Genomic DNA, 23,244 nt, shown 5'->3' on the forward strand with positions numbered 1-23,244 from the left:
ATCAGATACTGCATTTTTAACTTTATATAAACCAAATTATCAGATGTGCTGGTGTAAATTTGGAGGTTCTAACTTCTAGTCTCTTTAAAAAGTGAGCGTTACGTGAGAAGAGTAATTTTAGCTGCTACATTAAGTTTTGCCGTACTAGGTATGCAAGGTTGTCTTTCTTTGCCTAATAAAGTTGATGAAAAACCTGCTGAAAAGGAAAACGAGTATTTTTCAGAAACTGTTAAGTTCAAAGGATTAAGCCAAACGCAAATTTATGATGCTTCTAAAAACTGGCGAAACAATGTGGTGGATTATGTTTCAAGTCGAAAGATTATTCAGGCAGATGAAGTAAATAAAGTACTGACCATTAAAGGACATGCAGGGCTAAAATTTGATAATTGTATGGACTGTCTAAGCAGAAATATGATTAAGGTAGCGGATGATTCTTTTAATTATATTTTGAAAATAGAAGTTAAAGATCATCAAGCTAAGCTTACTTTTAGCAATATAGAACCTCGTGACAACCGTAATAATCATTTTTATAAAGATAAAAATGCAGCCATAAAAAATCAATTAAAGAACATTGTGGAAGGTTATAAATTTCATATTTTACATCCGAATGCTCAGCCTAAAGGTGCAAGTCCAATGTAGTTTTCTTATATATTGGGTTTTAAAAAAGTATAGTTGAAGGGGCCCAGCTTAGGCTCGTGAGAGATAAATGTCTAAGTAAAATAGGCATTTATCTTTACTCCATAGATGAGGTATTTTTCCTTAATATAAAAAAAATAAATATTGCATATAAATATCTTGAATAAATATTGGTTTCCTGTATGCTTAACTTAACTAGAAAAAAGACTTGTAGTAAATCTTCTTTAAGTATCGCAGTTTTAGTCATAATCCTTCGTTTTTTTCAGATCTTAAGCTCAATTCGTTATTATTTTTTCAAAGTTATATTTGTCATTTTAAAATGACTCAAATTATTAAAATCAAAGGATATATTATGTCTAATACAAGTAATGGTACAGTAAAGTGGTTTAACGAAACTAAAGGTTTCGGTTTTATTCAACAAGAATCTGGTCCAGATGTGTTTGCCCATTTTAAAGAAATCGCTTCTTCTGGCTTCAAAACTTTATATGAAGGTCAGCAAGTAACTTTTAATATCGCTCAAGGCCAAAAAGGTCCAAGTGCTGTGAATATTATTCCACAGTAATAAGCGATAAATAAAAAAGCCCTGAATATTCAGGGCTTTTTTATTTATTCTGAATCAACTTTTACCTGACGATGAATTAATCTTAATTCTAAATTTTCTAAGCTAACGACCTGATCATTTGAATCAACCAGCTTTAATTTAAGTAAATCATTTGTATTTTTGTGGAAAACCTTAACCACATCTTTATCAGCTTCAATAAAGTTGCTGCCAGACTCAAGCATTGCAAGTAATACAATATTTAAGCTTCTACCTTTTGGTGTGAGTAAATACTCTTTGCGCTCTCTAACGCCGATTTCCTTATAAATAGATAATTCAAATATTTCTAATTGAATAAGATGTTTTAGTCGATTAGATAAAATTTGCTTTGATATGCCTGTATTTTCTAAAAATTCATTAAATTTGGTTACCCCATAAAAAGCTTCTCTTAATAAGAGGATGGTCCACGTGTCATTCAATATTTCAGCAATTTGAAAAATTCCACACGCATCTGCCGAGAATCTAATATTTGGAATAATTTGATTTGACATTCAGTGGGGCTCCAATTAGCATGAGTCTACAATTTAGACCTAGGGTTAATTCAGGTAGCATTATGCCATTTATAAATATACAAACAATAGAAGGCTTACTAGATAAAGAAAGTAAGGCTGAGCTTTTTAAGCGAATAACAGATTTATTTGTAGAGATTGAAGGAAGGGGAAATGAGGCTTTTCGGGAGCATGTCTGGATACGAATTGATGAATATCCTCCTGAACAGTGGCAATTAGGTCACTTGCGACCAACAAAAGAGATGATTGAAATAATATCTAAAGCTAATTAATTATTATTCTTCCAGTGGTGTTCGGTGTAGAAATACCGACATAACAAACCTGAATTATTTTAGGGTAATTCAGGTTATTAAATAAATTTTAACTGTTAGAAAATTACTTCTGAAAGTTAATTTTCCTGTACTGATGAGGTGTTAAACCAAATTGCTTTTTAAAAGCCCTAACAAAGTTAGTAGACTCTTCATATCCAATCAAGGTTGCAATATCTTGAATTTTATATTGTTCTTTTGCTAAAAGTTTTTTGGCTTCTTTGAAACGAATCTCATTGAGAATTTGAAGAAAGCTTGTTCCTTGTGTCTGTAAATGGCGTTTAATCGTTCTTTCAGACATATTTAAACGTTTAGCAATCTCGGGAAGAGATGGATAGTTTTTATTGAAATTATGTAAGAGTTCCATTCTTATCGAATTTTGTAAATGATATGTAGCATCTTTTACTATTAAACTTTTATCTTTTTCACAGTATTGAATAGCTTGTTGGAAGGCAACTAAATCACCTTGCGGATTGGGATGTTTTAAATATTTTAAAGGAAAAGCTATAGCATTCCGCTTACTATTAAAATGAATCTTTATATTTTTATTTAAAACCTCTTCATAATCTGAAGATTCACTCCAATCTAGAAAAATTTCACAGTTCTCTAAATTTTCTTGAATGAGCAGTTCTAATAAATGAACTCCACCAAATAAAAGACTTTCAATTAAAAATGCTCTTAATTGTTGAGACTGCTGTTCATCACCTAATTTTACTGGGTGAGTATCATCAAGATAAATGTATACAAGCTTTTCGTCGAAAGTCCAAGTTGGTATGAAAGTTTGAATACGTGTACAGAAAAAATGTTGGCAAAGATTGAGTGCTGCTTCTATATCAACACAGCTCAAAAAAGCAAAACCTAATGAACCATGAGCAGTTGGCCATAAAGCATATCCATATTCTATTCCTAGACGATAGTTACCAGTCAGCCGAAGCGCATTGGCTACTAACTTAGACCATCGATGTGCACTAATTTTTGCATCATGTTGCTTAATGTCTAATAAGGTTAGTCCCGTATTTTCCAGAAGAGTCACAGCACTAAGATCGTATTTTTCGCAAATCTCTAATAAAAGACGGGCATAAGAGATCGATATGGTCTCATGAAATAAACCAAAAGGATCTTGCATATATTATTTAGTCCCGGCCTAAATTGATTATTAATATGGCATAACTCCACCTACTGTGTGAAGGAGTTTTTGAATAATTTATAAACTAATCTTTGATTATTTTGAGTTCCCAGATGTTAGCTAAATATTCTTATGCAGTTGTTGAAAATCCAATCGCGATGAAACGATTTCCTTTCAATGTAGCTTCTAGATTTTTTAATAAAGATGCACCGAACGCAACAGAAGCACAAATAGCTTCCTTTAATTGCTTTAGACACATTGGTGATCCTGTAGCCGATAATTTAGTTGAATGTATGCATAGGGTTGGAGTTTCATCTAGACATATGTTTAATCAAGCGCTTGAATATGGAATTGAAACAGTTGATAACCCACCTCAAGAACTCATAGATTTTTTTGCTGTAGTGGATGACTTCCCATATTGGGTAGATCATAAAAGGATGGAAAGAGCTACTTGCTTTTATCAATTACTAGGTAAAGAAGCTTTTGCTATTTTTATTCCTGGATTGGCGATAGGTTATATTGCTCCTCTTGCTAATCATGTTTTACTAAGATCAGGAGATCTTTATAAAAAAGCAGGGAAGCGTGCTGTAGAAACCTTAAATTGGTTTAATGCTGTCACTGCTCCAAATGGTATGAGCAGTCGTTTTAGTCCAGGATATAAAGCATGTATACGAATAAGAATGGTTCATGCGCATATGCGAAAAGCAATGAAATCCAGAAATGACTGGGATTTTGAACAGTGGGATGACCCTATCCATCAAGTTATTTACACCGCAACAATTGTACCATTTGCCTTAGTTGCAATTATGGGGGCAAATGTTTTAGGAGTGCTTTATGGCAAAATGGAGCGGGAAGATATTTTTCACCTTTGGCGTTTCATTGCATATGTTGTTGGAGTACATCCTTCACTTGTTCCAACGAATGAACGAGATATTTGGCGTTTAACTTGGATGGAATTACATCAAGTTTTTATCCCTGATGAGACATCTGCTATGTTGGGTGGCGCTCTCTGGCAATCATTAGATGAAATAATACGTTTCGATCAGAATAAACTTGTAGATCGTATTAAAAGAAAAATGACTCAAGATTATATTAGTACTCTTACTCATTTAATGCTTGGTAAAGAGATAGCTAGCTCATTAACTTTTCCTAAAAAAACAATTACTGGCACCGCATTAGTCGGGGGGACTTTTGCTAAGAACTTTGTTCTCACTTCAGTTGCACGCATTCTACCTAATGGTATTGATCGTTTAGGTAAGTATAAAGCTAAACAACAAAATGAGTTTATGCAACAAATCATCAAAAATACTCAGGCCGATCTTAGTTATGAGAGGGGGTAAGGTAATATATTGAATAAAAGTATGGAATCTATTTAATAAAAAACTGCTGAAAGCAGTTTTTTATATTTAGGAGCAAATTCTAAATAATTAGCTTATAAATTTTGAAGATGCTTAATATAAGATTCATATTGGATTGAACTTTTTTCTTGCAATGAAATCTGCAAATGAAAGGTTCTTTTTTTATACGCTCTTTATATCCACCGACGGCGGCACCCCAAAAAAACGTTTATATTCTCTGGAAAATTGGGACAAGCTTTCATAGCCGACTTGCATGCTTGTAGATGAAATATCATATTCTTCGGTCATTAATAAACGCCGTGCTTCGGTCAACCGCATTCTCTTTTGATACTGTAAGGGACTCATTGAGGTTATATCCCTAAAATGTTGATGAAAACTTGATGCACTCATCCCCATTCTGCTTGCCAGTTCTTCAATACTAAATGGTTTTGCAAAATTTATTTTCAGCCATTCAATTGCTTTCACAATTCGATGGCCTGTAGTTCCTGCCGCTACAATACGTTTAAGGCGATCGCCTTGCGGACTCATCAATAAACGATAAAAAATTTCTTTAATAATAAGAGGAGACAAGATTGGGATGTCTTGTGGTGTGTCTAGTAGTTTTAATAACCGTATAAAAGCATCATTCAGTTCCGAACTCACCACTCCAACAGCCATTCCTTTTTTTTCATTATTTGTATCTTTAAAAGGAATATGCGCTTCAAGCATGATTTGGGCAAGCACATAGGGATCTAGTCGTAAGACTATTGATAAATAAGGTTGTTCAACCGAAGCCTCAAGAACTTGGGCAATTACAGGCAGGTCAATTGCGGTAAAAAGGAAATGGTTAGAGTCGTAGGTATAGGTTTCTTCACTAAGAATCACCTGTTTCTTCCCTTGAGCAATCATACATAGACTCGCATCCATCATGCTGCTATTTGGCTGGGTCAGTGTTTCTGCACGAAATAAGGTCAGTCCCATAATAGGTGTTTCGAATGTACCTTTTTCTTTAGTCCATCGATCGACAAGTTGAGCTAATTCTTGATTAGGGTTTAGAGACCTATTCGCCATTCAGATTCCACCGTTTACCCTCTGTGTTTTTATTGTAGGCATTTCAAAACAGAAAAATAGAGAGAAGTGCAACAATTCGGAGGATTAGGCAAATCTGTAAGAGGAATAGAACAACGCCTGTCGACTTTCATTTTTATACTGAGAAACATGGCGAAAAGACGATGAGTTGCAACCTATTGAGCCAACACCTTTTAAAACACAATGATGAGTTTAAAAATCTGTAGCCCTTGCTGAGTTTTCAACGAAAAATCGTCTTTATTTACATTAAACATGAGAGAAAAAATATGACAATTGAAGTTCTAGGATATGCCGCGCTGTCATCAGAAACTCCTTTAGTTCCATTTAAGTTTGAACGTAGAGCTCCACGTGAAGATGATGTCGTTATTCAAATTGAATATTGTGGTGTTTGTCATTCAGATCTACATCAAGCTAAAAACGATTGGGGATTTAGCACTTATCCGTTAGTTCCGGGTCATGAAATTGTAGGGCGTGTCACCTCAATTGGCCCCAAAGTCACAAAGTATAAAGTTGGTGATTTGGTGGGCATTGGTTGTATGGTCGACTCATGCCGTACTTGTTCAGCTTGTCATTCCGGACTAGAACAGTATTGTGAACAAGGCAATATCCAAACTTATGGTGGCGTAGACCGTCATGACCAACGACAAACACAGGGCGGATATTCTCAAACCATTATTTGTAGTGAAGATTTTGTATTAAAAGTACCTGAAAATCTGGATGTGCAAGCTGTACCGCCGTTACTTTGTGCTGGGATTACCACATGGTCGCCACTGCGTCACTGGAATGTTGGAAAGGACAGTAAAGTCGCTGTAGTCGGTTTAGGTGGTTTAGGACACATGGCGATTAAACTTGCCAATGCTCTAGGTGCGGAAGTGACCTTATTTACTCGATCAGCCAACAAAGAACAGGATGCAAAACAACTTGGTGCGCATCATGTTGTACTCTCAACAGATGAAGCTCAAATGAAATCAGTGTTAAATCAATTTGATTTAATTATTGATACTGTGCCTTATGACCACGATCTTAAACCTTATATTCCAACTCTAGCTTTAAATGGAACCATTGTGTTGGTCGGATATTTGGGTGAAATTAGCGCAAATTCAATCCCAATGATTTTGGGTAGAAAATCCATTGCAGGTTCGGTGATTGGTGGAATTAAAGAGTCACAAGAGCTACTCGATTTTTGTGGTGAGCATAATATCGTTTCTGAGGTCGAGATGATTGATATGCAAAATATCAATGGAGCTTTTGAGCGTATGTTAAAGAGTGATGTGAAGTATCGTTTTGTGATTGATATGAAAACTTTATCTGATCATTAAGTTTGTTCGATTTGAGCTGTGCATTCTACCTTAGGGTGCACAGCTCAAAAAAAGCCTCTAAACGAGACAGTATTATTAAGTTGATATTTAAGAATTTCCTTAATTATGTAATTAAATGAAAAACAATAATTATTTAAATATTTTCTAGCCAATTTCACATTGACACCTCAAATATTGAAGATTACCATTTGCAGGCTGGCCACATTGCCAGGCAGTTTTGACAGACTGCTCATGAACTTTCACATCAGAGTTATTCCATCTGAGGAATACTCTTGTGTGGTGAAACACTCGTTCCCTCCCGTAGCGGTAGGACGGGAGAGGGACACCTTCGGGTGTGCTAGTTTAAGTTCATGCTAGTCTGTCAACCCTCTTCCGTTCTGCCACCATAATTTTGATGTTTTGGCAGAACTCCCAATAAAAGGAGTTGGCTTTGTACATTCATCATTTCTTGGCAGCTATTGCCAAAAGCTATAACGACACAACTTAAATGATTAAAGCAGTTTGATCGCCAATAGGCTTATCTGACTTTAATTCGTCACAACTAAAAACTTAAGCAACAATAAAACTTGAGATGTGCCAAGCACAGTCTTTATAGGTTTTGCTATGCCTTTTTTCTCCCCAAAAGAGCAGTGGCTTTTATATCTCATTTATATACAACAAGAATTTATTTTATAACGGTAAAAATATGCCACATTCAGATCTCTCATTTCGTGCTTTAAGCGTGCTTCACACTTCCCGTTATCTTTTTAATAAATACGGTTTTCATAAAGTTGGGGTAGACCGAATTATTGAATCAGCAAAAATCCCCAAAGCCACTTTTTATAACTACTTTCATTCAAAAGAAAGACTGATTGAAATGAGCTTAACTTTCCAAAAAGATGGACTTAAACATGAGGTCATTTCGATTATCTATGTTCAAAAAGATTTAACATTAATTGAAAAACTTCGCAAAATTTACTTCTTACATGCAGATTTAGACGGGCTTTATCATTTACCTTTTAAAGCCATTTTTGAAATTTCGAAAACGCATCCAAAAGCTTATCAAGTTGTGATTGACTATCGAAACTGGCTCATTAACGAAATCTATAAGTTACTTTTACCCACCAACGAGAATGCTTCAAAGCCAGATGCACATATGTTCTTATTTGTGATTGATGGAGCAATGGTTCAGCTTTTGGATGTAAATAGTGTGGATGACAGGGAAAGGCTGCTGGATTATTTTTTGGTGCAGATTGAGTAGTTTTTTCACTTTTAATTTGGGGTTTTTATTAAAAAGGAGTTAGACAAAGCTTAAGTCTAACTCCTTACACAAATGAAAAATTTATGATTTAGAAGGAATATATTTACGCATAGCAAAGATAAATAGCGTAAATAAAATACTAAAACCAAAAACAGGTAAGCTGAGCCCTAATACGAGACTCACCAATATTAACCCTAATTTTTGTGGGCCAGTTGCACGACTCCAAATCAATAAGCTTTGACCAACAAAGTGGGTGGTCATGTGTTTTAAATTCGAGTTTTTAAATGCAGCTTTATATGCATAAATAATCATGATACACAGGGCAAGCGCGTAAAGCGCCAGTACCAGTTGGTTTATCCAGCCAAATAAAACCCCAATATGCGCATCAACTCCCCAACGAGTGAGCTTTGCTACCAGCGAATAATCTTTAAAAGCAAGTTGATCGATAACTTTGTGTTGTTCCATATCAATAGCGATACTGTCTGCTTGAGTTGGCCATTTGCGCTGAATCTCGGCTACGGTCCAAGCTTGATTTCCACTGGTTGGTGGCTTGATTTGTATTTGTGCTGCATCAATGCCATGTGCTCTGGCTATTGAAAGAGCGCTATCGTACTCACTGGAAACGATATTTAAATTGAGATTTTCACTGTGTGGCATTTCGTGATGTTCATGGTGCATCACTGTAGGTAAATTATCTTCTTGAAGAGAAGTTGCTAATGTTGGAGTTTGCCAGTTCAGCCATTGACGAGCAACTCGAATATTATCTCCAGCCCATTCAGACCATGTAAGACCCGTAATGGCGATGAATAATAAGAGTGGAAATAAAGTTAAACCCAGTGTGCTATGCCATCTCAATAATTTATTTTTTTGTGTTTGTCGGATTTTAAGGTTTTGACGACGTTTTAACCAATTATATAGTCCAGTTAAAGTCAAAATAGCTAACCAGCTTGCTGCCAGTTCACTATAAAAGCGGCCCCATTTTCCGAGCAATAAATTGCTATGCAGTTGATCCAGCGTAGTACGAAACGGTAGCACTCCACTCGTACCATAGACCGCTAGGTGACCGTGGGCTTTAAGCGTAAAAGGATCAATAAAAACGGCTTCATTTGTAAAATCATGGATAGGGTCTGAAAAAATGACACGAGTTGTCTGGTCAGTGCTAGGGGCTGGTCTAACTTCAATCACCTGTGCAGACTTAGGCATTACTTGCTTTGCGGCTTCAATTTGCTGGCTCAGTTTATGTGGTGTTTGATTCAATGGCTGAACGTATAGAACATCTTTATAAATGGCTTGTTCTAGTTGAGGCGTAATGGCATAGAGTAAACCGGTAATTGCAGCAAACAAGATTAATGGTGCAATAAAAATACCAGCATAAATATGAATTAAACGGTAAAGACTACGCCAGAAAGATGATTGGGTCAGCATCGGAAGATAATGTCTATCAGATTTTGGGCTGGATTATAACGAGTTATTTATTTTAATGTTGATTGAGCTGTAAACATGATTAAATTATTTGACTCGCTTTTGTGTAGGGTTTTTAACCCAATCATTCAATATTTTTTATTACTTGATAAATTTGGCGTTTTTTTTGCTTAGTATCTAAGATCTTATCTAACATACTCAATTTGATTGTTATATTAATGATGATTCAAATTTTCTTGCTCCCTTATGGTGTTTTTTCACATGAAAAATGCACTAAATAGGCACATCTTTTTATTTTGCACTGTATTTGTGCGCGAAGTGCCGAAATGAGATTGCTGATTTCAATACTCACTTTATTCATCCTGTACGGATGCTCTTCATCTGAACAAAATAGAAAAACTCAAGAAAACTTAACAACTCATTCGATATGTGTTTTTGATAGTACAAATACAAAAGTCTGTGTAGACAAACCAGCACAAAGAATTGTTTCTTTATTTGAGTCGGGTTTAGATGGCTTATATATGTTAGGGCAAGGTCACAAAGTGATTGGTATACCAGCCGAAGTATATATCCAACCTTTATTATTTAATGCCTATTCAAAAATAGATAAGCGTATTGCTAATAAGCAGCTTGCGACACCTTCACAAGGTGCTAATGCAACCAATATTGAAAGTCTCGTGTTGTTAAAACCAGATCTGGTGATTGTAGGGAGCGGGCAAACCCAAACAATTGAACTATTACGGCAGTTTGGTATTGCTGTATATGTGATGGAGTCGGGTACTTACGAGCAAGTGAAAGAGGAGTTATCTGAAATTGCTGTTCTGAGCGGTGCCCAAAAGCGTGCTCAGGAAATTTTAAACTTTTCGGATGAAATTGTGGCGGAAGTTGCAGCCAAAACTGCACGTCAACCCAATAAGCAATCAATTTACTATGCATGGTCAGGCGGACGTATTTTTTCTACATCGGGACGTCAGTCAATTACCAATGATTTTATTGAGCTGGCGGGTGCGTACAACATTGTTCAGACCGATGCCAATCAACCTAATGTAAACCCAGAGACCCTCATTGAATGGAACCCTGACAATATTGTGCTTTGGAATACCAACCCCCAACTGATTTATGAACGAAAAGAATTACAAGGTTTAAGCGCTGTGCAAAACCGTAAGGTATTTAATTTGAGTCCTGCATTTATATATAACCCCCATACCATCAAAATTATTATTACGGCGATTTATCTAAATCACAGTATTTACCCTGAACAGTCCGATTTACCAGTAAGTGCTTTACAACAGCGTATTTTAACTAAGTTGTATGGTGAGCAGCTTGCCAAAGCGTTGGTGCAATGAATATGGAAAAACTGAAATATTATTGGTTTTATCCTTTACCTTTCCTCATGATTTTTATCTCGCTGCTTATTGGGCCAACGCAGACGTTGAGTGCATGGGACTATATACTATGGGGCGTACAAGCGGTCTTTGGTACGCCATATTTTGATGCGGAACAATTTGGACTGATGCAAAACATTATTGTGAATGTCAGATTGCCTAGAATTTTACTGACCTTTATGGTGGGAGCTGCGTTAGCAACTGCGGGTAATGGCTTGCAAGCATTGTTTCGTAATCCTTTAGTTGACTCATATGTGCTCGGTATTTCATCTGGTGCTGCGTTCGGTGCAGCTTTAGCGCTTTCTTTAAGTTGGATTTCGCCCAATCTATCAGCCTTTATTTTTGGTGTGTGCGCTGTTGGCTTAACATATTTATTTGCACATCAAAAACATGAAAGTCAGACGTCTTTAGTGATGGTGATTTTATCGGGCATGATTGTTTCGGGGCTGTTTTTGGCAGGACTTACAGTTATTCAATACTTAAGTGATCCATTTAAACTGCAAGCCATTGTGCAATGGACCATGGGTAACTTACATCAAGCTTCTTGGCAAAAGGTTCAATACGCCGTGCTACCGATTTGTATTGGCCTTGCTGGATTATTTGCAATGCGTTGGCGCCTAAACTTAATGGCACTCGGTGCTGAAGAAGCACAAGCTGTGGGCGTTAATCCGCGTTGGGAACAGCTTCTTTTAATTGTACTAGTAACTGTATGTACTTCCACATCTGTGGCTGCGGCGGGCATTATTAGTTTATATGGGCTGTTTATGCCGCATATTGTGAGAATGTTGGTTGGGCCAGATCACCGCTATAGTATTCCTGCCAATATGGTGTTGGGTGGCAGTTTTTTACTATTGATTGATAACTTTTCTCGAGTTTTACTGACATTTGAAATACCGATTGGTATTTTTACCATGCTACTTGGCGCGCCATTTTTCTTATTATTAATGAAAACACAGAGGACTCATTGGGCATGATTCAAATTGATCAGTTAAATTATGCTTATGGGCACAAACAGGTTCTTAAAAATATTCATCTGGAGTTTCCTGAAAATCAGTTTTCCGTCATTTTAGGGCGCAATGGCTGCGGCAAATCGACACTTTTTAAATTGATGGCGGGCCTAGAACCCGTAAAAGATGGGTTGATTCGTTACTCTGGAAAACCATTATCGGACTTTAAAGGAAAAGATCGGGCTGCCTTGCTCGGCTTTTTACCGCAGTTTCATAAAACCGTATTTCCATTTTTGGTTAAAGATGTGGTGATTACGGGACGTGCAGCTTTTAGCCGATATCGTCCTTTAAAATCAGACTGGGAACGTGTAGACCAAGCTTTGCTTGATTTAGACATTGAACATTTACGTGACCGTCCTTATACCGAGTTATCGGGTGGTGAAAGGCAATTGGTTATGATTGCCCGCATTTTAGTGCAAGCCCCAAAAGTTATTTTGCTTGATGAACCAACCAATCATCTCGATGTTTATTATCAGTCTTATTTAATGAAAAAATTGCGTCAGTTGTCGCGGCAAAATTTTACGGTGATTGCGATTATGCATGATCCTAACTTGGCTTTTTTATTTGCAGATCATCTGTTTTTTATGCGACAACATGAGGTGGTTAAGCCTGAGTCAAAAACACGAATCACCGATCCGAAGTTTTTAAAAAGTATTTACGATGTCGAGTTTCATGAGGCCATGATTCAAGACAAAACTATTGTTATCCCTGATCATTCTTGGCTATAAATATGTTTGATTATCAGTTGGTTGGAAAATCTGACCACGATTCTGCGGTAGAGTTTGCGCTTTATACAAGACAGTTGCTATTCCCAGAAATTTATCATGGGCAAGTCCCCAAAGATTTACAAAATTTTGAGCAATATTATGTTCAGGATCCATTGGGCTGCTTCATTACCGTAAAAGATCAAAACCGTATTATTGGCACCATTGCATATCGGGCATATGACCATCGTTTTGATTTAAATTTAGCGTCCAATACGGTGGAAGTGGTTAAGTTATTTGTATTACCTGAATACCGCCGTAAGGGCATCGCAACCAAGCTATGTGACATGTTGTTTAGCTATGCAAAAAACAATGGCATTACTCGCTTGTATTTGCACACACATCCTTTTTTGCCGGCGGCTGAAGAATTTTGGACTCTACAAGGGTTTGACGTTATCAAACGGGAATGGATCGAGACCTATGACACTATACACATGAGTAAATCTTTATAGTCTGTTAAAAAAATTTATTTCAAAACTACCTGATTTATGGCGTGCAAAGTTGTATCCGCTACTTTTAATAGTAGTTTTACTCGTCATGATTTTTATAAATTAATTATTTTTTCAAAAGCTTGAATAATAATTTCTATTAAATAACTAATTTACAAACGCTCCCAAACAGCAAATTTTATGTCTTAAATTAGCTTGAAAAAAGTTTGAAAAATAGACTTGAAATATATAGTGGCTTTATGCCACTATATATTCATCGAAGGTCATCAGACAAAAAGAGGATGATATGGCTATCCAGCTTTTAGATGCGGCAAGAAATGAAATTCCAGTGAAATTTTCGCAGTTTTCTGGTGGAGAGCGTCATGTTCAAATTGATGAGACAACGTTAGGTTCACTATCTGGCAACGTATTGGTCCGCGCGCAAATGGCCTCAAGTCACGATGTGATGGATTATTTGCTACTTGAAAATATATTGCTGAATCAGGGCTTAACTGTTGACCTAGAAATTCCGTATTTTCCATATGCACGTCAGGACCGTATTTGTGCAGTAGGCCAAGCATTTTCACTTGATGTGATGACGAAGCTACTTAACATCAACGCAGACAAAAAAGCAGGTAAACAAGGCAAAATCACTGTTTGGGACTGCCATAGTGAAGTAACAACAGCCTTGCTTGCTGCCAATACTTCTTTTAACGAAGTTGTAAATGTCAGTTCAGTCGACATCATCGCAAAGAGTGAAGCGCTAAGCACATTGTTAAAAGATGAAAAAACAGTACTGATTTGCCCAGACAAAGGCGCAAAAGCACGCACACAAATGGTTGCAGACGCTTTTAATCTGGAGCGCAAACAACCAATCACTATTGTTCAGTGTGATAAAAAACGTGACCCAGTGACTGGCAAAATTTTAGGTACGCATGTACATGCTACTGATTTATCAGGCCTAACAGCGGTCATTACCGATGACATTTGTGATGGCGGTGCAACTTTTATTGGTATTGCCAAAGAACTCCGTCGTCTCAATTGCCATAAGGTCGTTCTATACGTGACCCACGGTATTTTCAGTAAAGGAATAGAGGTTTTTGATGGGCTGCTTGACCAGCTATTTACCTCGGACAGCTTTCCACAACAAGTAACAGACAAAATTTCAGTAATTGCTTTTGCAGCAAAATAAAGAGAATAAAGATGACTATTAAACTTAATCCATTAAACGCTATCGATTTTTATAAAGCTGACCACAGACGTCAGTATCCGGCAGGCACAGAGTATGTATACGCCAACTTTACGCCGCGTTCATCTCGTCTCGCAAAAATGTTGCCTGACTTTGACGATAAAGTTGTGTTCTTTGGGCTTCAGGGTTTTATCAAACACTTTTTAATAGATACATGGAATGAAGGCTTTTTCAAGCAACCTAAAGACAAAGTAGTGGCTGCTTATAAACGCCGTATGGATAGTTCATTAGGTGAAGGTGCTGTGCCGGTTGATCACATTGAAGCATTACATGACTTGGGCTATTTACCTTTACGGATTAAAGCATTGCCAGAAGGCAGTCGCGTCAATATGCGTGTACCCGTGCTTACCGTAATTAATACCGACCCGCGTTTCTTTTGGTTAACCAACTATATTGAAACTGTGTTAAGTGCTGAACTTTGGAAAAGCTGTACTACGGCCACAATTGCCTATGAGTACAAACGTTTATTAACTCAATATGCCGTAAAAACTGGCGCACCACTCGATTTTGTACCTGTGCAAGGACACGATTTTAGTAGCCGTGGTATGAGCGGAATTTATGATGCCGCACAATCCGGTGTAGGCCACTTAACCAGTTTTATTGGAACAGACTCGGTTGCTTCAATTGACTACGCAGAAGAATATTACAATGCAACAGGTGTGATTGGGGTCTCTGTACCAGCAACTGAACACAGTGTGATGTGTATGGGCACAGAAAACAGTGAGCTAGACACATTTAAGCGTTTAATCTGCGAGCTTTATCCGTCTGGTGTGGTTAGTGTTGTGTCTGATACATGGGATTTTTGGCGAGTGATTACCGAGTTTACGGTGGCTTTAAAACCTGAAATTTTGGCAAGACAACCCAATGCTTTGGGCTTGGCTAAATTGGTTTTTCGTCCAGACTCTGGCGACCCTGTCAAAATTATTTGTGGTGACCCAGACGCCGAAGTCGGCAGCCCAGCATACAAAGGCGCGGTTGAATGTTTATGGGAAGTATTTGGCGGTACAACGACTGACCAAAGCTATAAAGTACTGAATGAACGTGTCGGTTTAATTTACGGTGACTCAATTACTTTAGACCGCGCACAGCGTATTTTGGAAGGGCTAGAAGCCAAAGGTTTTGCATCAAACAACTTGGTGTTTGGTATCGGAAGTTTTACTTATAACTACTTAACTCGCGATACTTTTGGATTTGCTGTGAAAGCGACTTGGGGGCAAGTAAATGAAGTAGGCCGTGAGCTGTTTAAAGACCCAATTACTGACTCAGGTGTAAAAAAATCTGCGAAAGGTCTGTTACGCATCGAAGAAAGTGAAAATGGCTTTACTTTGTTTGATGAGCAAACAGCCGAACAAGAGCAAGGCGGAGCACTTAAAACAGTCTTTGAAAATGGTAAACTTCAATATGAGTGTACTTTGGATCAAATACGTGAGCGTTTATCTATCGTATAACTGAGCTTAGATGAGTCGTTGCGTGTGTATCGGCTCATCATTTTTATTGAGAGGCTGAACGTGACTATTCAAACTGAACAAGAATTCCTTGCCAGTTATGATCGCCGAGATTATGACGCACCTTTACTCACTGTAGATATGGCTATTTTCTCGGTATTTAATGGTCAGTTGCAGGTATTACTCATTAAGCGACCCAACTTTCCAGCCAAAGACCAATGGGCTTTACCGGGTGGTTTTGCCGATTTAACCCATGATCAAGACTTGATGGCCACGGCTTATCGTAAGCTGGTCGAAAAAACAGGAATTGTTTCACCTTATTTGGAACAAGTTGCTTCTGTGGGTAATGCCAAACGTGACCCGCGTGGTTGGGCCGTGACTATTTTGTATTTTGCATTAATTGATTTTAATGCCTATCAACAACAAGCATTAGCTGAGTACAGCGAATGGGTGCCTGTAGCAAAAGCACAAGATTTCGCATTGGCTTTTGATCATAATGAATTGCTCACTTTGGCTTTAGAGCGTTTAACCAATAAAACTCGCTATACCGCACTGCCAGCTAGTCTTATGCCCGAGTTATTTACGCTAACTGAGCTACAAACTATTTATGAAATTATTCTTGGGCAATCTTTAGATAAAAAAGCGTTTAGACGTCGTATGATAGAAGCGGGCGCAGTTGAAGAAACCAACCACAGTAAAACCGTGGGTAAACGACCAGCTCAGCTTTACCGCTATGCACTCGATTCTTTTGATTTTATATTTCCTCGTTCACTCGAATTACCCAGAAATAAAGAGGGTGAAGATAAGCAAAACAATGAGCTTTCTGACTAGCGCATCTTGATGCACTTTTGATTTATAATGCCGCGCTTATGATTGATGTCATGTTTTGATCAGCACTTTGCCTATGTCACACGTTTCTCCCTGCTTCCAGCAAAACCAGTTTTTTGTGTTGGTGGAATATCTCACTTCACTGCATGAGATTTATCCTGTGAAACATGAGCTTGCGGGATTTCCGGCTGCAATGACATTGGCAGATCGCGTACATTCAGATCATGATATTGCGCCACTTGAAGCCAGCAAAAGTTATCCCGACTCAATCGATAAAGTCTTACACTTTTCAGGTAAGGCCCGAGACATACAAGACTTTGAGTGCTTTTTAAAGCAAGCCAAGTCTGCCAATATTCAAAACTTGTTATTGCTTACAGGTGATAAACTTAAAGAACACCATAATGGGCGAGATGGACAACCTCGTAGTCGATACCTAGAGTCGGTAAACGCCGTAATGGCAGCCAAGCAACACGGCGGGTTTCGTATTGGGGCTGCCTTTAACCCATTTAAATATGTTGAAGCTGAGCGTGATGCACAGTATTTAAAACTGCATAAGAAGATTAAAGCAGGTGCTGACTTTATCATTACCCAATTGGGTTATGACATTGAAGCCTTAAAGCAAGCCAAATCATTTTTAACCAAGAACCATTATTCGCAGCAAATACTGGCTTGTGTCATGCCTCTAACTTTGGGCCGAGCCAATTTTATGGTGAAGCATAAAGTCGCGGGTATTGTAATTACCCCACACATGTTAAAAGTTTTGGCAGATGAAAAACAGGCAGGGCATACAGACCGCGTTTATTTACGCTGTGCTTTACAGATTTTGATATGTAAACATATAGGATTTGCGGGTATTCATTTATCTGCTTGTCATAAGCCAGAAGAGCAAATGCTGCTTGAAAGCTACGTCGAGCAATACAGACATTTGGAGCTTAAAGTTTTAGAAGAGCTTTGGAATTCACTTTGGCAAGTCACGACGGGCAAAGAGTTTTCACCTGAAATTACTCGTTTTTCGCGTCAGCCGACCTCCAAACAAATCATTAAATATCGCCAATTGCATGTTATGCATGAAGCAATGTTTGGATCAAAAATTGCCAAGGGGCTTGGACGCTTTATTTTTAAAGCATCTTTTTGGGAAAATGCTGTGGTCGCTAAGGTATTAATTAAAACAGAAGTGCTGAGTAAACATAGCTTAGTGGGCTGTGAAAGCTGTGGTCAGTGCCGTTTAGGTGACACTTTATATATTTGTCCTGAAACGTGTCCAAAAGGTTTAGCCAACGGGCCCTGTGGCGGAACAACTTTAGACCGCTGTGAATTTGGTGACCGTGAATGTATTCACTCAGTCAAAGCAAGACTTGCAAAAGCAGTTGCACAAACTGAAATACTAAAAGAGAAATTGATTCCAACGGTACAACTTGAAACGAGAGGGACCAGTTCTTGGAAAAACTGGTATTTAGCAACAGAAGCTTAAGTTTTGTATTAACCCTTGATTTGAACTTGTTAAAAAATCAAATGATATGCTAAAGAATGGCAATAATTTAAAAATAACAATCGTTTGCCTTAATTATGTCCAATCAAAGTGATCACCGAGGAGTATAATTAAAGCAAATCTTTTGCGTTAAAAGAAAGGCTGTCTCAATGAAAAAGTTGGTTGCTGTACTTACTGTAATTGTTGTTTTAACTGGATGTGTTTATGACCCTGTTAATTACAACAAAATACACGACCAAGAGTTCCAAGATCACCTCAGGCAAAACGGTTAGTAATAAAAAAACCCACTCAATGAGTGGGTTTCATTTTTAGTTCTGGTAATCTCTTTACCTTCCCGTGAAACAAATACGGCCAAAAGTGGAAGCTGCTCTCTTATGGCTCAATTTATTCTTCGTTTATACATTTAAATCTGATTTCAGTTTTAGGAAAGTTACCCAAAATATAGGGTGCTTTTTTAGTTGGGTAAACAATTCTGTATCAGTTCAATAATTCTTTTATCAGGTTTAACTAAAATCCTTTCACCAGTGGTAAGAGCTATAATTATTTTCCATTTATTGATAGCTTTCCTTTTTATACCTTGATTTATTAAATCTGGTGCCCATATGTTTTTAACCGCATTTACTTCAATTGCCCATCTAGCTACTTCACCATAATTAAGCATTTTAGGAAGAGGAGTGTTAATAAGATTAGGATTTATAGGAACTACAAAAGCTTTTTTCTTATCCATACGCCAGCTTACACTTTGAATAGTTACTGGTCGATTTCCATTATTTGTAATTTCAATATGGATATAATGGTCATCATCATTATATCCATGATTAGCGCTAAATAAAAAAATTAAGTTGGAAGTAACTAACAAATTTACTTTTTCATTCTTACGAGCTAAATATAGTGAAGTAATTACTGCCGCTAAAGTTCCAATAGAGGCTAACCAAGTGCCAATCATTGACCAAAAAGAAAGATCAATATTTGTTAATCCAAAATAAGTGGTTTCTATAGCCATTAATTTAAGCCTTTAAGAATAACTCATAAATCTAATCTAATTTAGCTGATATAAGTATTAACTTAACTGATAATTCATGAAGATTACATTAATATTTTTATGTGACAATTAGTAACCAGTTTGTTAGATTATGTGAACTTTATAAAACTGGTTAAATCATGAAAAAGAATATTAGTTTACTAATTTTAAGTATTGGTATAGTTGGTTGTGCTTCTCCAGCCTACAACTATCAAACCGTCCCTAAAAATATAAGCAAGCCACCAATTGGCTCAGTTAATAAAGCATTTGTAGGGGATCAAATGCTTGAACAAGGTATAGTGGTTGATCGTGAAGTTCTAAATGTACCTGAAAATATTAAAATTAGCTTTGCCTATTCACTTACTTCGGGCATTTACTTAAAAACAGGCCAAAATGAAAAAGGGCAATATTTTCAGCCATTCAATACTGTAAGCGGTGGGGGTATGGTTCAGAAAAACCCTTTAGCTGACCCATTTAAAGTAGTTATGCTTGATAATGAAAGTAAGCTCTGTGTAGTAACAGTATTTAATGCAAAAAACTGTACTGATAAACATCAAGCTATCATGAAGACTGTAGCAATTGCATCAGATAATTCCTTCCAACAAACATTAATTTATAGTGGAAAATTTGGAAATAAAATTAATGTAGGCTACCGTGAATTTTCAAGTAATCAAGCACGTCCTGCATTCAATAATGATGTTGAATATGATTTAAGCCAATCTAAACAAATAGGATATAAAGGCGCTTTATTAGAAGTAATTGACGCTACTAATCAAGATATCACTTACAAAGTTTTGAAGAATTTTAACAAGGTGGATTGAGGTGAAGAAGATAATTTTATTAGTTGCCATAGTGTTGATACCTAAAATTTGTCTCGCAAATACAAATATAGAGCTTCCTTCCAAGGAAGAGCTTATTAAGATGATTGATCAAAAATACGAAATACAAACAAGAGATAGTAAATGTAAAACTCTTTCTGAATTAGCAAAAGCAATCATGGAAGGGAGACAAAATGGACTGTCTTTTGACTATGTATATAAAACAGCAGATGAAGGAAGTCTTCCTGAAGATATGAAAATGAAGCAACGACAAATAGTTCTTCAGGCATATGAATACCCCCTATATTCTAGCGATGAAGATAAACTTAAAGCGATTGGAAAGTTTCATTTAAAATCTTTCTTGGAATGTAGAAATAGAGGGGTAGAGCAAGATTGGGATTTAAGATGAAAATAGTGACTTTTATATGGGATGGCGGGAGTTGAACCCGCGTCTTTAACTTATAACTACTATTTACCTACCAAATCAAAAAATAGATATGTTATAGAAAAGGATGGGGTTGGTACTAAGCTCAAAGGAAGCGCTTAACCGATCTTCTTAAAATTCGATGGATTTCGTTAAATAGGTAGACGATGACCGCACTTTTAGAAAAGGATTTCAGCCCATCTGAGTTTACGTTGTTTTCCGAAATATTATGGAAACTTGGCTCAGGAAAAGGGCAATACAATTTACGTGAAAATATCATTGCAGATATTGCCATCTTGTTGCGGGCTGATTTTGCCGCATCTTATATTTGGGATTCAACGCTTAACTTATCGAGAGAAGGTGTGATATGGAAAATCGACCCAAAAGCAATGGAGGACTATGAGTGTGTTTGGCAATTTGATGACCCCATTACTGCACAACTTCATAAACTCAAGAAACCAACATTTGTAAACGAAGTCATGCCTCTGGCAGACCTGAAAAAAACAGACTATTACAATGAGTTTTTAAAAACCTATGGTTTGTATCACGGTATAAATATTTATTTTGTCCGAAATGGTATGGATATTGGTGATTTACGCATTTGGCGTGCTCAAGATGCTGACATGTTTGGTGAGCGTGAAAAAAGAATATTAAATCTGCTTGAACCTTATTTTACTCAAGCCTTACCAGCCGATTTGTCAACACAATATGGTCTGACTCCACGAGAACAAGAAGTGGTTCATTTGGTCTCTAAAGGTTTAAGTGATAAAGAGGTGGCAAGTTTACTTGGTATTGGTTTTACCACATTAAGAACCCATCTGAATAATTCTATGAGAAAAATAGGCTGCAATAATCGCACTGAAATGGCCTTACTCATTCAACATTAAAACAAAGCAATCCTCAATTTTGAGGATACGAATTATTGAGCAATTTGTACTAAGTTCTTAAGATCACAACTTAAATGGATTTTAAGTCACCATGTCAAATGCAGTTGAAAAAAATAATTGGATTGAATCACAGGGTTTATCAAATGCTTCAGTTGATGTCATCACTCAACTGATTCATGAAAGAAAAGTGTCTTGTGAAGAACTCGTGCATCATTACTTCGACATTATTGAAAAACAACAGTCTTTAAATGCTTTTATTAGCACAGATAAAGCTTCAGCAATTCAACAAGCTCAATATTGGGATAGATACCTGCTTAGTGGAAAACTATGTCCAGCTTTAATGGGCATTTTAATTGCGGTTAAAGATAATATTCATGTTGCTGGTTTCTCAAATAGTGCAGGCACACCAGCTTTAGCCCAATTTAAACCTCAAAATTCCGCACCGATTATTCAAAAGCTTATTGATCACGGTGCGATCATTGTTGGTAAAACCAATATGCACGAATTGGCCTTTGGGGTAACAGGTTATAATACTGCTATGCACATTAAAGGAGTTGTGGGTACAAGAAATGCCGTAAATCCATTGCATATTGCTGGCGGGTCTTCGTCAGGTAGTGCTGTGGCTGTTGCGGCGGGAATGGTTCCGATTGCGATTGGTACAGACACTGGTGCATCAATACGTTTGCCAAGTGCATTAAATGGTTGTGTCGGCTTTCGTCCAACAATAGGAAGATACTCACAAGACAGCATTACCCCAATTTCACATACGCGGGATACTGCTGGTCCTATTGCACATACAGTGTCTGACATTATTTTAATTGATCAGCTTATTACCCAAGAGCCAAAGAAAGAACCATTACAGCCTCATCAAATTAGGCTCGGTATCAATCCATATTTTTGGAATCATTTAGATGAAGACGTTCATCAACAGGCACATATTGCGCTTGGGCTGTTAAAAGAGGCGGGAGTCGAAATTATTCCTGTCGAGATGCCGAATTTAGAACAGCTCAATCATGCTATCTCATTTCCTGTGGTCATCTATGAAGGCAAATATGACCTTATTCAATATTTAAAACATCATCATGTAAATTTGACTTTAGAGGATGTAACTGATCAAATCTCAAGCCCAGATGTACAGGCAATTTTTAAACAGAATATTCTTCCTCAATTAATTCAAGATCAGACGGGTCAACTTGTTCCTGTTTTACCTTTCTATGAAAAGGCCATCAGTGAATCTCGTCCACAATTGCTTGAACTCTACCAAAACACATTTAAAGCGCATAACTTACATGCTTTATTACTACCGACATCACCGATTGTTGCACCGCTAGCAAACGAACAAGTCAGTTCAATTGAAAATTTCCAGACACTCATTCGAAATACAGATCCTGGAAGTAATATCGGAATACCGGGGCTGAGTTTACCGATTGGGAAGGGCGTGAAATCGAAACTACCAATTGGATTGGAAGTCGATGGTTTACCTCATCAGGATAGTGAAATACTTGCGATTGGAGTAACTTTAGAAGAAATTTTTAGTGCTTTAAATCAGTAAAAAATGATCCGTAAATTCACTAATTCCTGAATAAAAAAGAGTTAAAAGTAACTCTTTTTTAACATTAATTTTGTTTTTTAATAATATTGGGATTCTTAGGTGTATGTTGGGTTGGGGTTGGGCGATTCTATATTATTTTACTTAATATAATTAATCAAAAGTTGTCGGAATAGTCTTTTTATAAGCGCTTTTTTACTATTTTGACTAAGCCAGAATAGTTATATTTTATCCTTCTATTAATATTATAAAATTTCTCCATAACTATTTAGCGGTTACATAGATCTTTAAATAATTCTACTTAATTAATACAAATGGAAAGTTAATCTTTAATACTAGTGAAATAAATCTCTTTATATGTAAGAT

24 protein-coding genes and 1 pseudogene are annotated in these 23,244 nt (G+C 36.9%); 20 read left to right on the forward strand and 5 right to left on the reverse strand.

Annotation, left to right across the window (positions count from 1 at the left end; genetic code table 11):
* Positions 1–102: 102 nt before the first annotated feature.
* Both AWW73_RS00850 and AWW73_RS00855 read left to right on the forward strand, forming a co-directional pair.
* Entirely contained in the window at positions 103–639 is a 537-nt protein-coding gene (locus AWW73_RS00850; protein ID WP_062848469.1) for a DUF4468 domain-containing protein, read from the forward strand.
* A 349-nt stretch (positions 640–988) separates the two neighbouring features.
* Positions 989–1,198, forward strand: a complete 210-nt coding sequence (locus AWW73_RS00855) for a cold-shock protein (RefSeq protein WP_005040451.1) — start codon at positions 989–991, stop codon at positions 1,196–1,198.
* 44 nt (positions 1,199–1,242) lie between these two features.
* Here AWW73_RS00855 and AWW73_RS00860 read toward each other — a convergent pair whose 3' ends face one another.
* A complete protein-coding gene (locus tag AWW73_RS00860; protein ID WP_062848470.1) occupies positions 1,243–1,725 on the reverse strand; it encodes a winged helix-turn-helix transcriptional regulator in 483 nt (160 codons plus the stop codon).
* Positions 1,726–1,787: 62 nt separating this feature from the next.
* On the opposite strand from AWW73_RS00860, the gene AWW73_RS00865 reads away from it, so the two are divergent.
* Complete coding sequence (locus AWW73_RS00865; RefSeq protein WP_062848490.1) at positions 1,788–2,015, forward strand: tautomerase family protein; 228 nt, start codon at positions 1,788–1,790, stop codon at positions 2,013–2,015.
* Positions 2,016–2,118: 103 nt separating this feature from the next.
* Here the strand turns inward: AWW73_RS00865 and AWW73_RS00870 are convergent, their stop codons facing one another.
* On the reverse strand, positions 2,119–3,177 hold the full coding sequence (locus AWW73_RS00870; RefSeq protein WP_062848471.1) for an AraC family transcriptional regulator: 1,059 nt from the start codon (positions 3,175–3,177) through the stop codon (positions 2,119–2,121).
* A gap of 113 nt (positions 3,178–3,290) precedes the next feature.
* On the opposite strand from AWW73_RS00870, the gene AWW73_RS00875 reads away from it, so the two are divergent.
* Positions 3,291–4,517, forward strand: coding sequence for an oxygenase MpaB family protein (locus tag AWW73_RS00875; protein ID WP_062848472.1), 1,227 nt, complete (start codon positions 3,291–3,293; stop codon positions 4,515–4,517).
* Between the two features lie 180 nt (positions 4,518–4,697).
* Here AWW73_RS00875 and AWW73_RS00880 read toward each other — a convergent pair whose 3' ends face one another.
* Entirely contained in the window at positions 4,698–5,585 is an 888-nt protein-coding gene (locus AWW73_RS00880; RefSeq protein WP_062848473.1) for an AraC family transcriptional regulator, read from the reverse strand.
* 284 nt (positions 5,586–5,869) lie between these two features.
* Here AWW73_RS00880 and AWW73_RS00885 point away from each other — a divergent pair, with 284 nt between their 5' ends.
* On the forward strand, positions 5,870–6,922 hold the full coding sequence (locus AWW73_RS00885; protein ID WP_062848474.1) for an NAD(P)-dependent alcohol dehydrogenase: 1,053 nt from the start codon (positions 5,870–5,872) through the stop codon (positions 6,920–6,922).
* Between the two features lie 685 nt (positions 6,923–7,607).
* Positions 7,608–8,162 (forward strand): TetR/AcrR family transcriptional regulator, encoded by a 555-nt coding sequence (locus tag AWW73_RS00890; protein WP_062848475.1) that lies wholly within the window; start codon positions 7,608–7,610, stop codon positions 8,160–8,162.
* A gap of 81 nt (positions 8,163–8,243) precedes the next feature.
* On the opposite strand, the gene AWW73_RS00895 is transcribed toward AWW73_RS00890, so the two are convergent.
* A complete protein-coding gene (locus tag AWW73_RS00895; protein WP_062848476.1) occupies positions 8,244–9,587 on the reverse strand; it encodes a PepSY-associated TM helix domain-containing protein in 1,344 nt (447 codons plus the stop codon).
* A gap of 323 nt (positions 9,588–9,910) precedes the next feature.
* Between AWW73_RS00895 and AWW73_RS00900 the strand changes: the two genes are divergently transcribed.
* From AWW73_RS00900 to AWW73_RS19265, 10 genes and pseudogenes are all read left to right on the forward strand, one after another.
* Positions 9,911–10,930 carry an ABC transporter substrate-binding protein gene (locus AWW73_RS00900; protein WP_062848477.1) on the forward strand — a complete coding sequence of 340 codons (1,020 nt, stop codon included), beginning with the start codon at positions 9,911–9,913 and terminating at the stop codon, positions 10,928–10,930.
* Positions 10,931–10,932: 2 nt separating this feature from the next.
* Positions 10,933–11,943 carry a FecCD family ABC transporter permease gene (locus AWW73_RS00905; protein ID WP_081409437.1) on the forward strand — a complete coding sequence of 337 codons (1,011 nt, stop codon included), beginning with the start codon at positions 10,933–10,935 and terminating at the stop codon, positions 11,941–11,943.
* Positions 11,940–12,704 (forward strand): ABC transporter ATP-binding protein, encoded by a 765-nt coding sequence (locus AWW73_RS00910; protein ID WP_062848479.1) that lies wholly within the window; start codon positions 11,940–11,942, stop codon positions 12,702–12,704. Before AWW73_RS00905 ends, AWW73_RS00910 begins: the two co-directional genes overlap by 4 nt.
* Positions 12,701–13,192 (forward strand): GNAT family N-acetyltransferase, encoded by a 492-nt coding sequence (locus AWW73_RS00915; protein WP_062848491.1) that lies wholly within the window; start codon positions 12,701–12,703, stop codon positions 13,190–13,192. Before AWW73_RS00910 ends, AWW73_RS00915 begins: the two co-directional genes overlap by 4 nt.
* Before the next feature lie 7 nt (positions 13,193–13,199).
* A pseudogene (locus AWW73_RS18880) lies at positions 13,200–13,295 on the forward strand (sulfite exporter TauE/SafE family protein); the annotation flags it as partial.
* Positions 13,296–13,475: 180 nt separating this feature from the next.
* Positions 13,476–14,360, forward strand: a complete 885-nt coding sequence (locus AWW73_RS00920) for a phosphoribosyltransferase family protein (RefSeq protein WP_062848480.1) — start codon at positions 13,476–13,478, stop codon at positions 14,358–14,360.
* Between the two features lie 11 nt (positions 14,361–14,371).
* Positions 14,372–15,865, forward strand: coding sequence for a nicotinate phosphoribosyltransferase (locus AWW73_RS00925; protein ID WP_062848481.1), 1,494 nt, complete (start codon positions 14,372–14,374; stop codon positions 15,863–15,865).
* A gap of 60 nt (positions 15,866–15,925) precedes the next feature.
* Positions 15,926–16,693, forward strand: a complete 768-nt coding sequence (gene ntrR, locus AWW73_RS00930; protein ID WP_062848482.1) for an ADPR responsive transcriptional repressor NtrR — start codon at positions 15,926–15,928, stop codon at positions 16,691–16,693.
* 73 nt (positions 16,694–16,766) lie between these two features.
* Positions 16,767–18,161 carry a methylenetetrahydrofolate reductase C-terminal domain-containing protein gene (locus AWW73_RS00935; protein WP_062848483.1) on the forward strand — a complete coding sequence of 465 codons (1,395 nt, stop codon included), beginning with the start codon at positions 16,767–16,769 and terminating at the stop codon, positions 18,159–18,161.
* 167 nt (positions 18,162–18,328) lie between these two features.
* Positions 18,329–18,451 (forward strand): hypothetical protein, encoded by a 123-nt coding sequence (locus tag AWW73_RS19265; RefSeq protein ID WP_000737387.1) that lies wholly within the window; start codon positions 18,329–18,331, stop codon positions 18,449–18,451.
* Between the two features lie 182 nt (positions 18,452–18,633).
* On the opposite strand, the gene AWW73_RS00940 is transcribed toward AWW73_RS19265, so the two are convergent.
* Entirely contained in the window at positions 18,634–19,182 is a 549-nt protein-coding gene (locus tag AWW73_RS00940) for a hypothetical protein (protein WP_062848484.1), read from the reverse strand.
* 158 nt (positions 19,183–19,340) lie between these two features.
* Here AWW73_RS00940 and AWW73_RS00945 point away from each other — a divergent pair, with 158 nt between their 5' ends.
* From AWW73_RS00945 to iaaH, 4 genes are all read left to right on the forward strand, one after another.
* The gene (locus AWW73_RS00945) at positions 19,341–20,021 is read left to right on the forward strand and encodes a hypothetical protein (RefSeq protein ID WP_062848485.1); all 681 of its coding nucleotides are present in this window, start codon (positions 19,341–19,343) and stop codon (positions 20,019–20,021) included.
* A gap of 1 nt (position 20,022) precedes the next feature.
* Positions 20,023–20,427 carry a hypothetical protein gene (locus AWW73_RS00950; protein ID WP_062848486.1) on the forward strand — a complete coding sequence of 135 codons (405 nt, stop codon included), beginning with the start codon at positions 20,023–20,025 and terminating at the stop codon, positions 20,425–20,427.
* Positions 20,428–20,609: 182 nt separating this feature from the next.
* Positions 20,610–21,329 (forward strand): helix-turn-helix domain-containing protein, encoded by a 720-nt coding sequence (locus tag AWW73_RS00955; RefSeq protein WP_062848487.1) that lies wholly within the window; start codon positions 20,610–20,612, stop codon positions 21,327–21,329.
* A gap of 91 nt (positions 21,330–21,420) precedes the next feature.
* Positions 21,421–22,881 (forward strand): indoleacetamide hydrolase, encoded by a 1,461-nt coding sequence (gene iaaH / locus AWW73_RS00960; protein ID WP_062848488.1) that lies wholly within the window; start codon positions 21,421–21,423, stop codon positions 22,879–22,881.
* Positions 22,882–23,244: the final 363 nt, after the last annotated feature.

Source organism: Acinetobacter lactucae (genome assembly GCF_001605885.1).
In the GTDB taxonomy this organism is placed as follows: Bacteria; Pseudomonadota; Gammaproteobacteria; order Pseudomonadales; family Moraxellaceae; genus Acinetobacter; species Acinetobacter lactucae.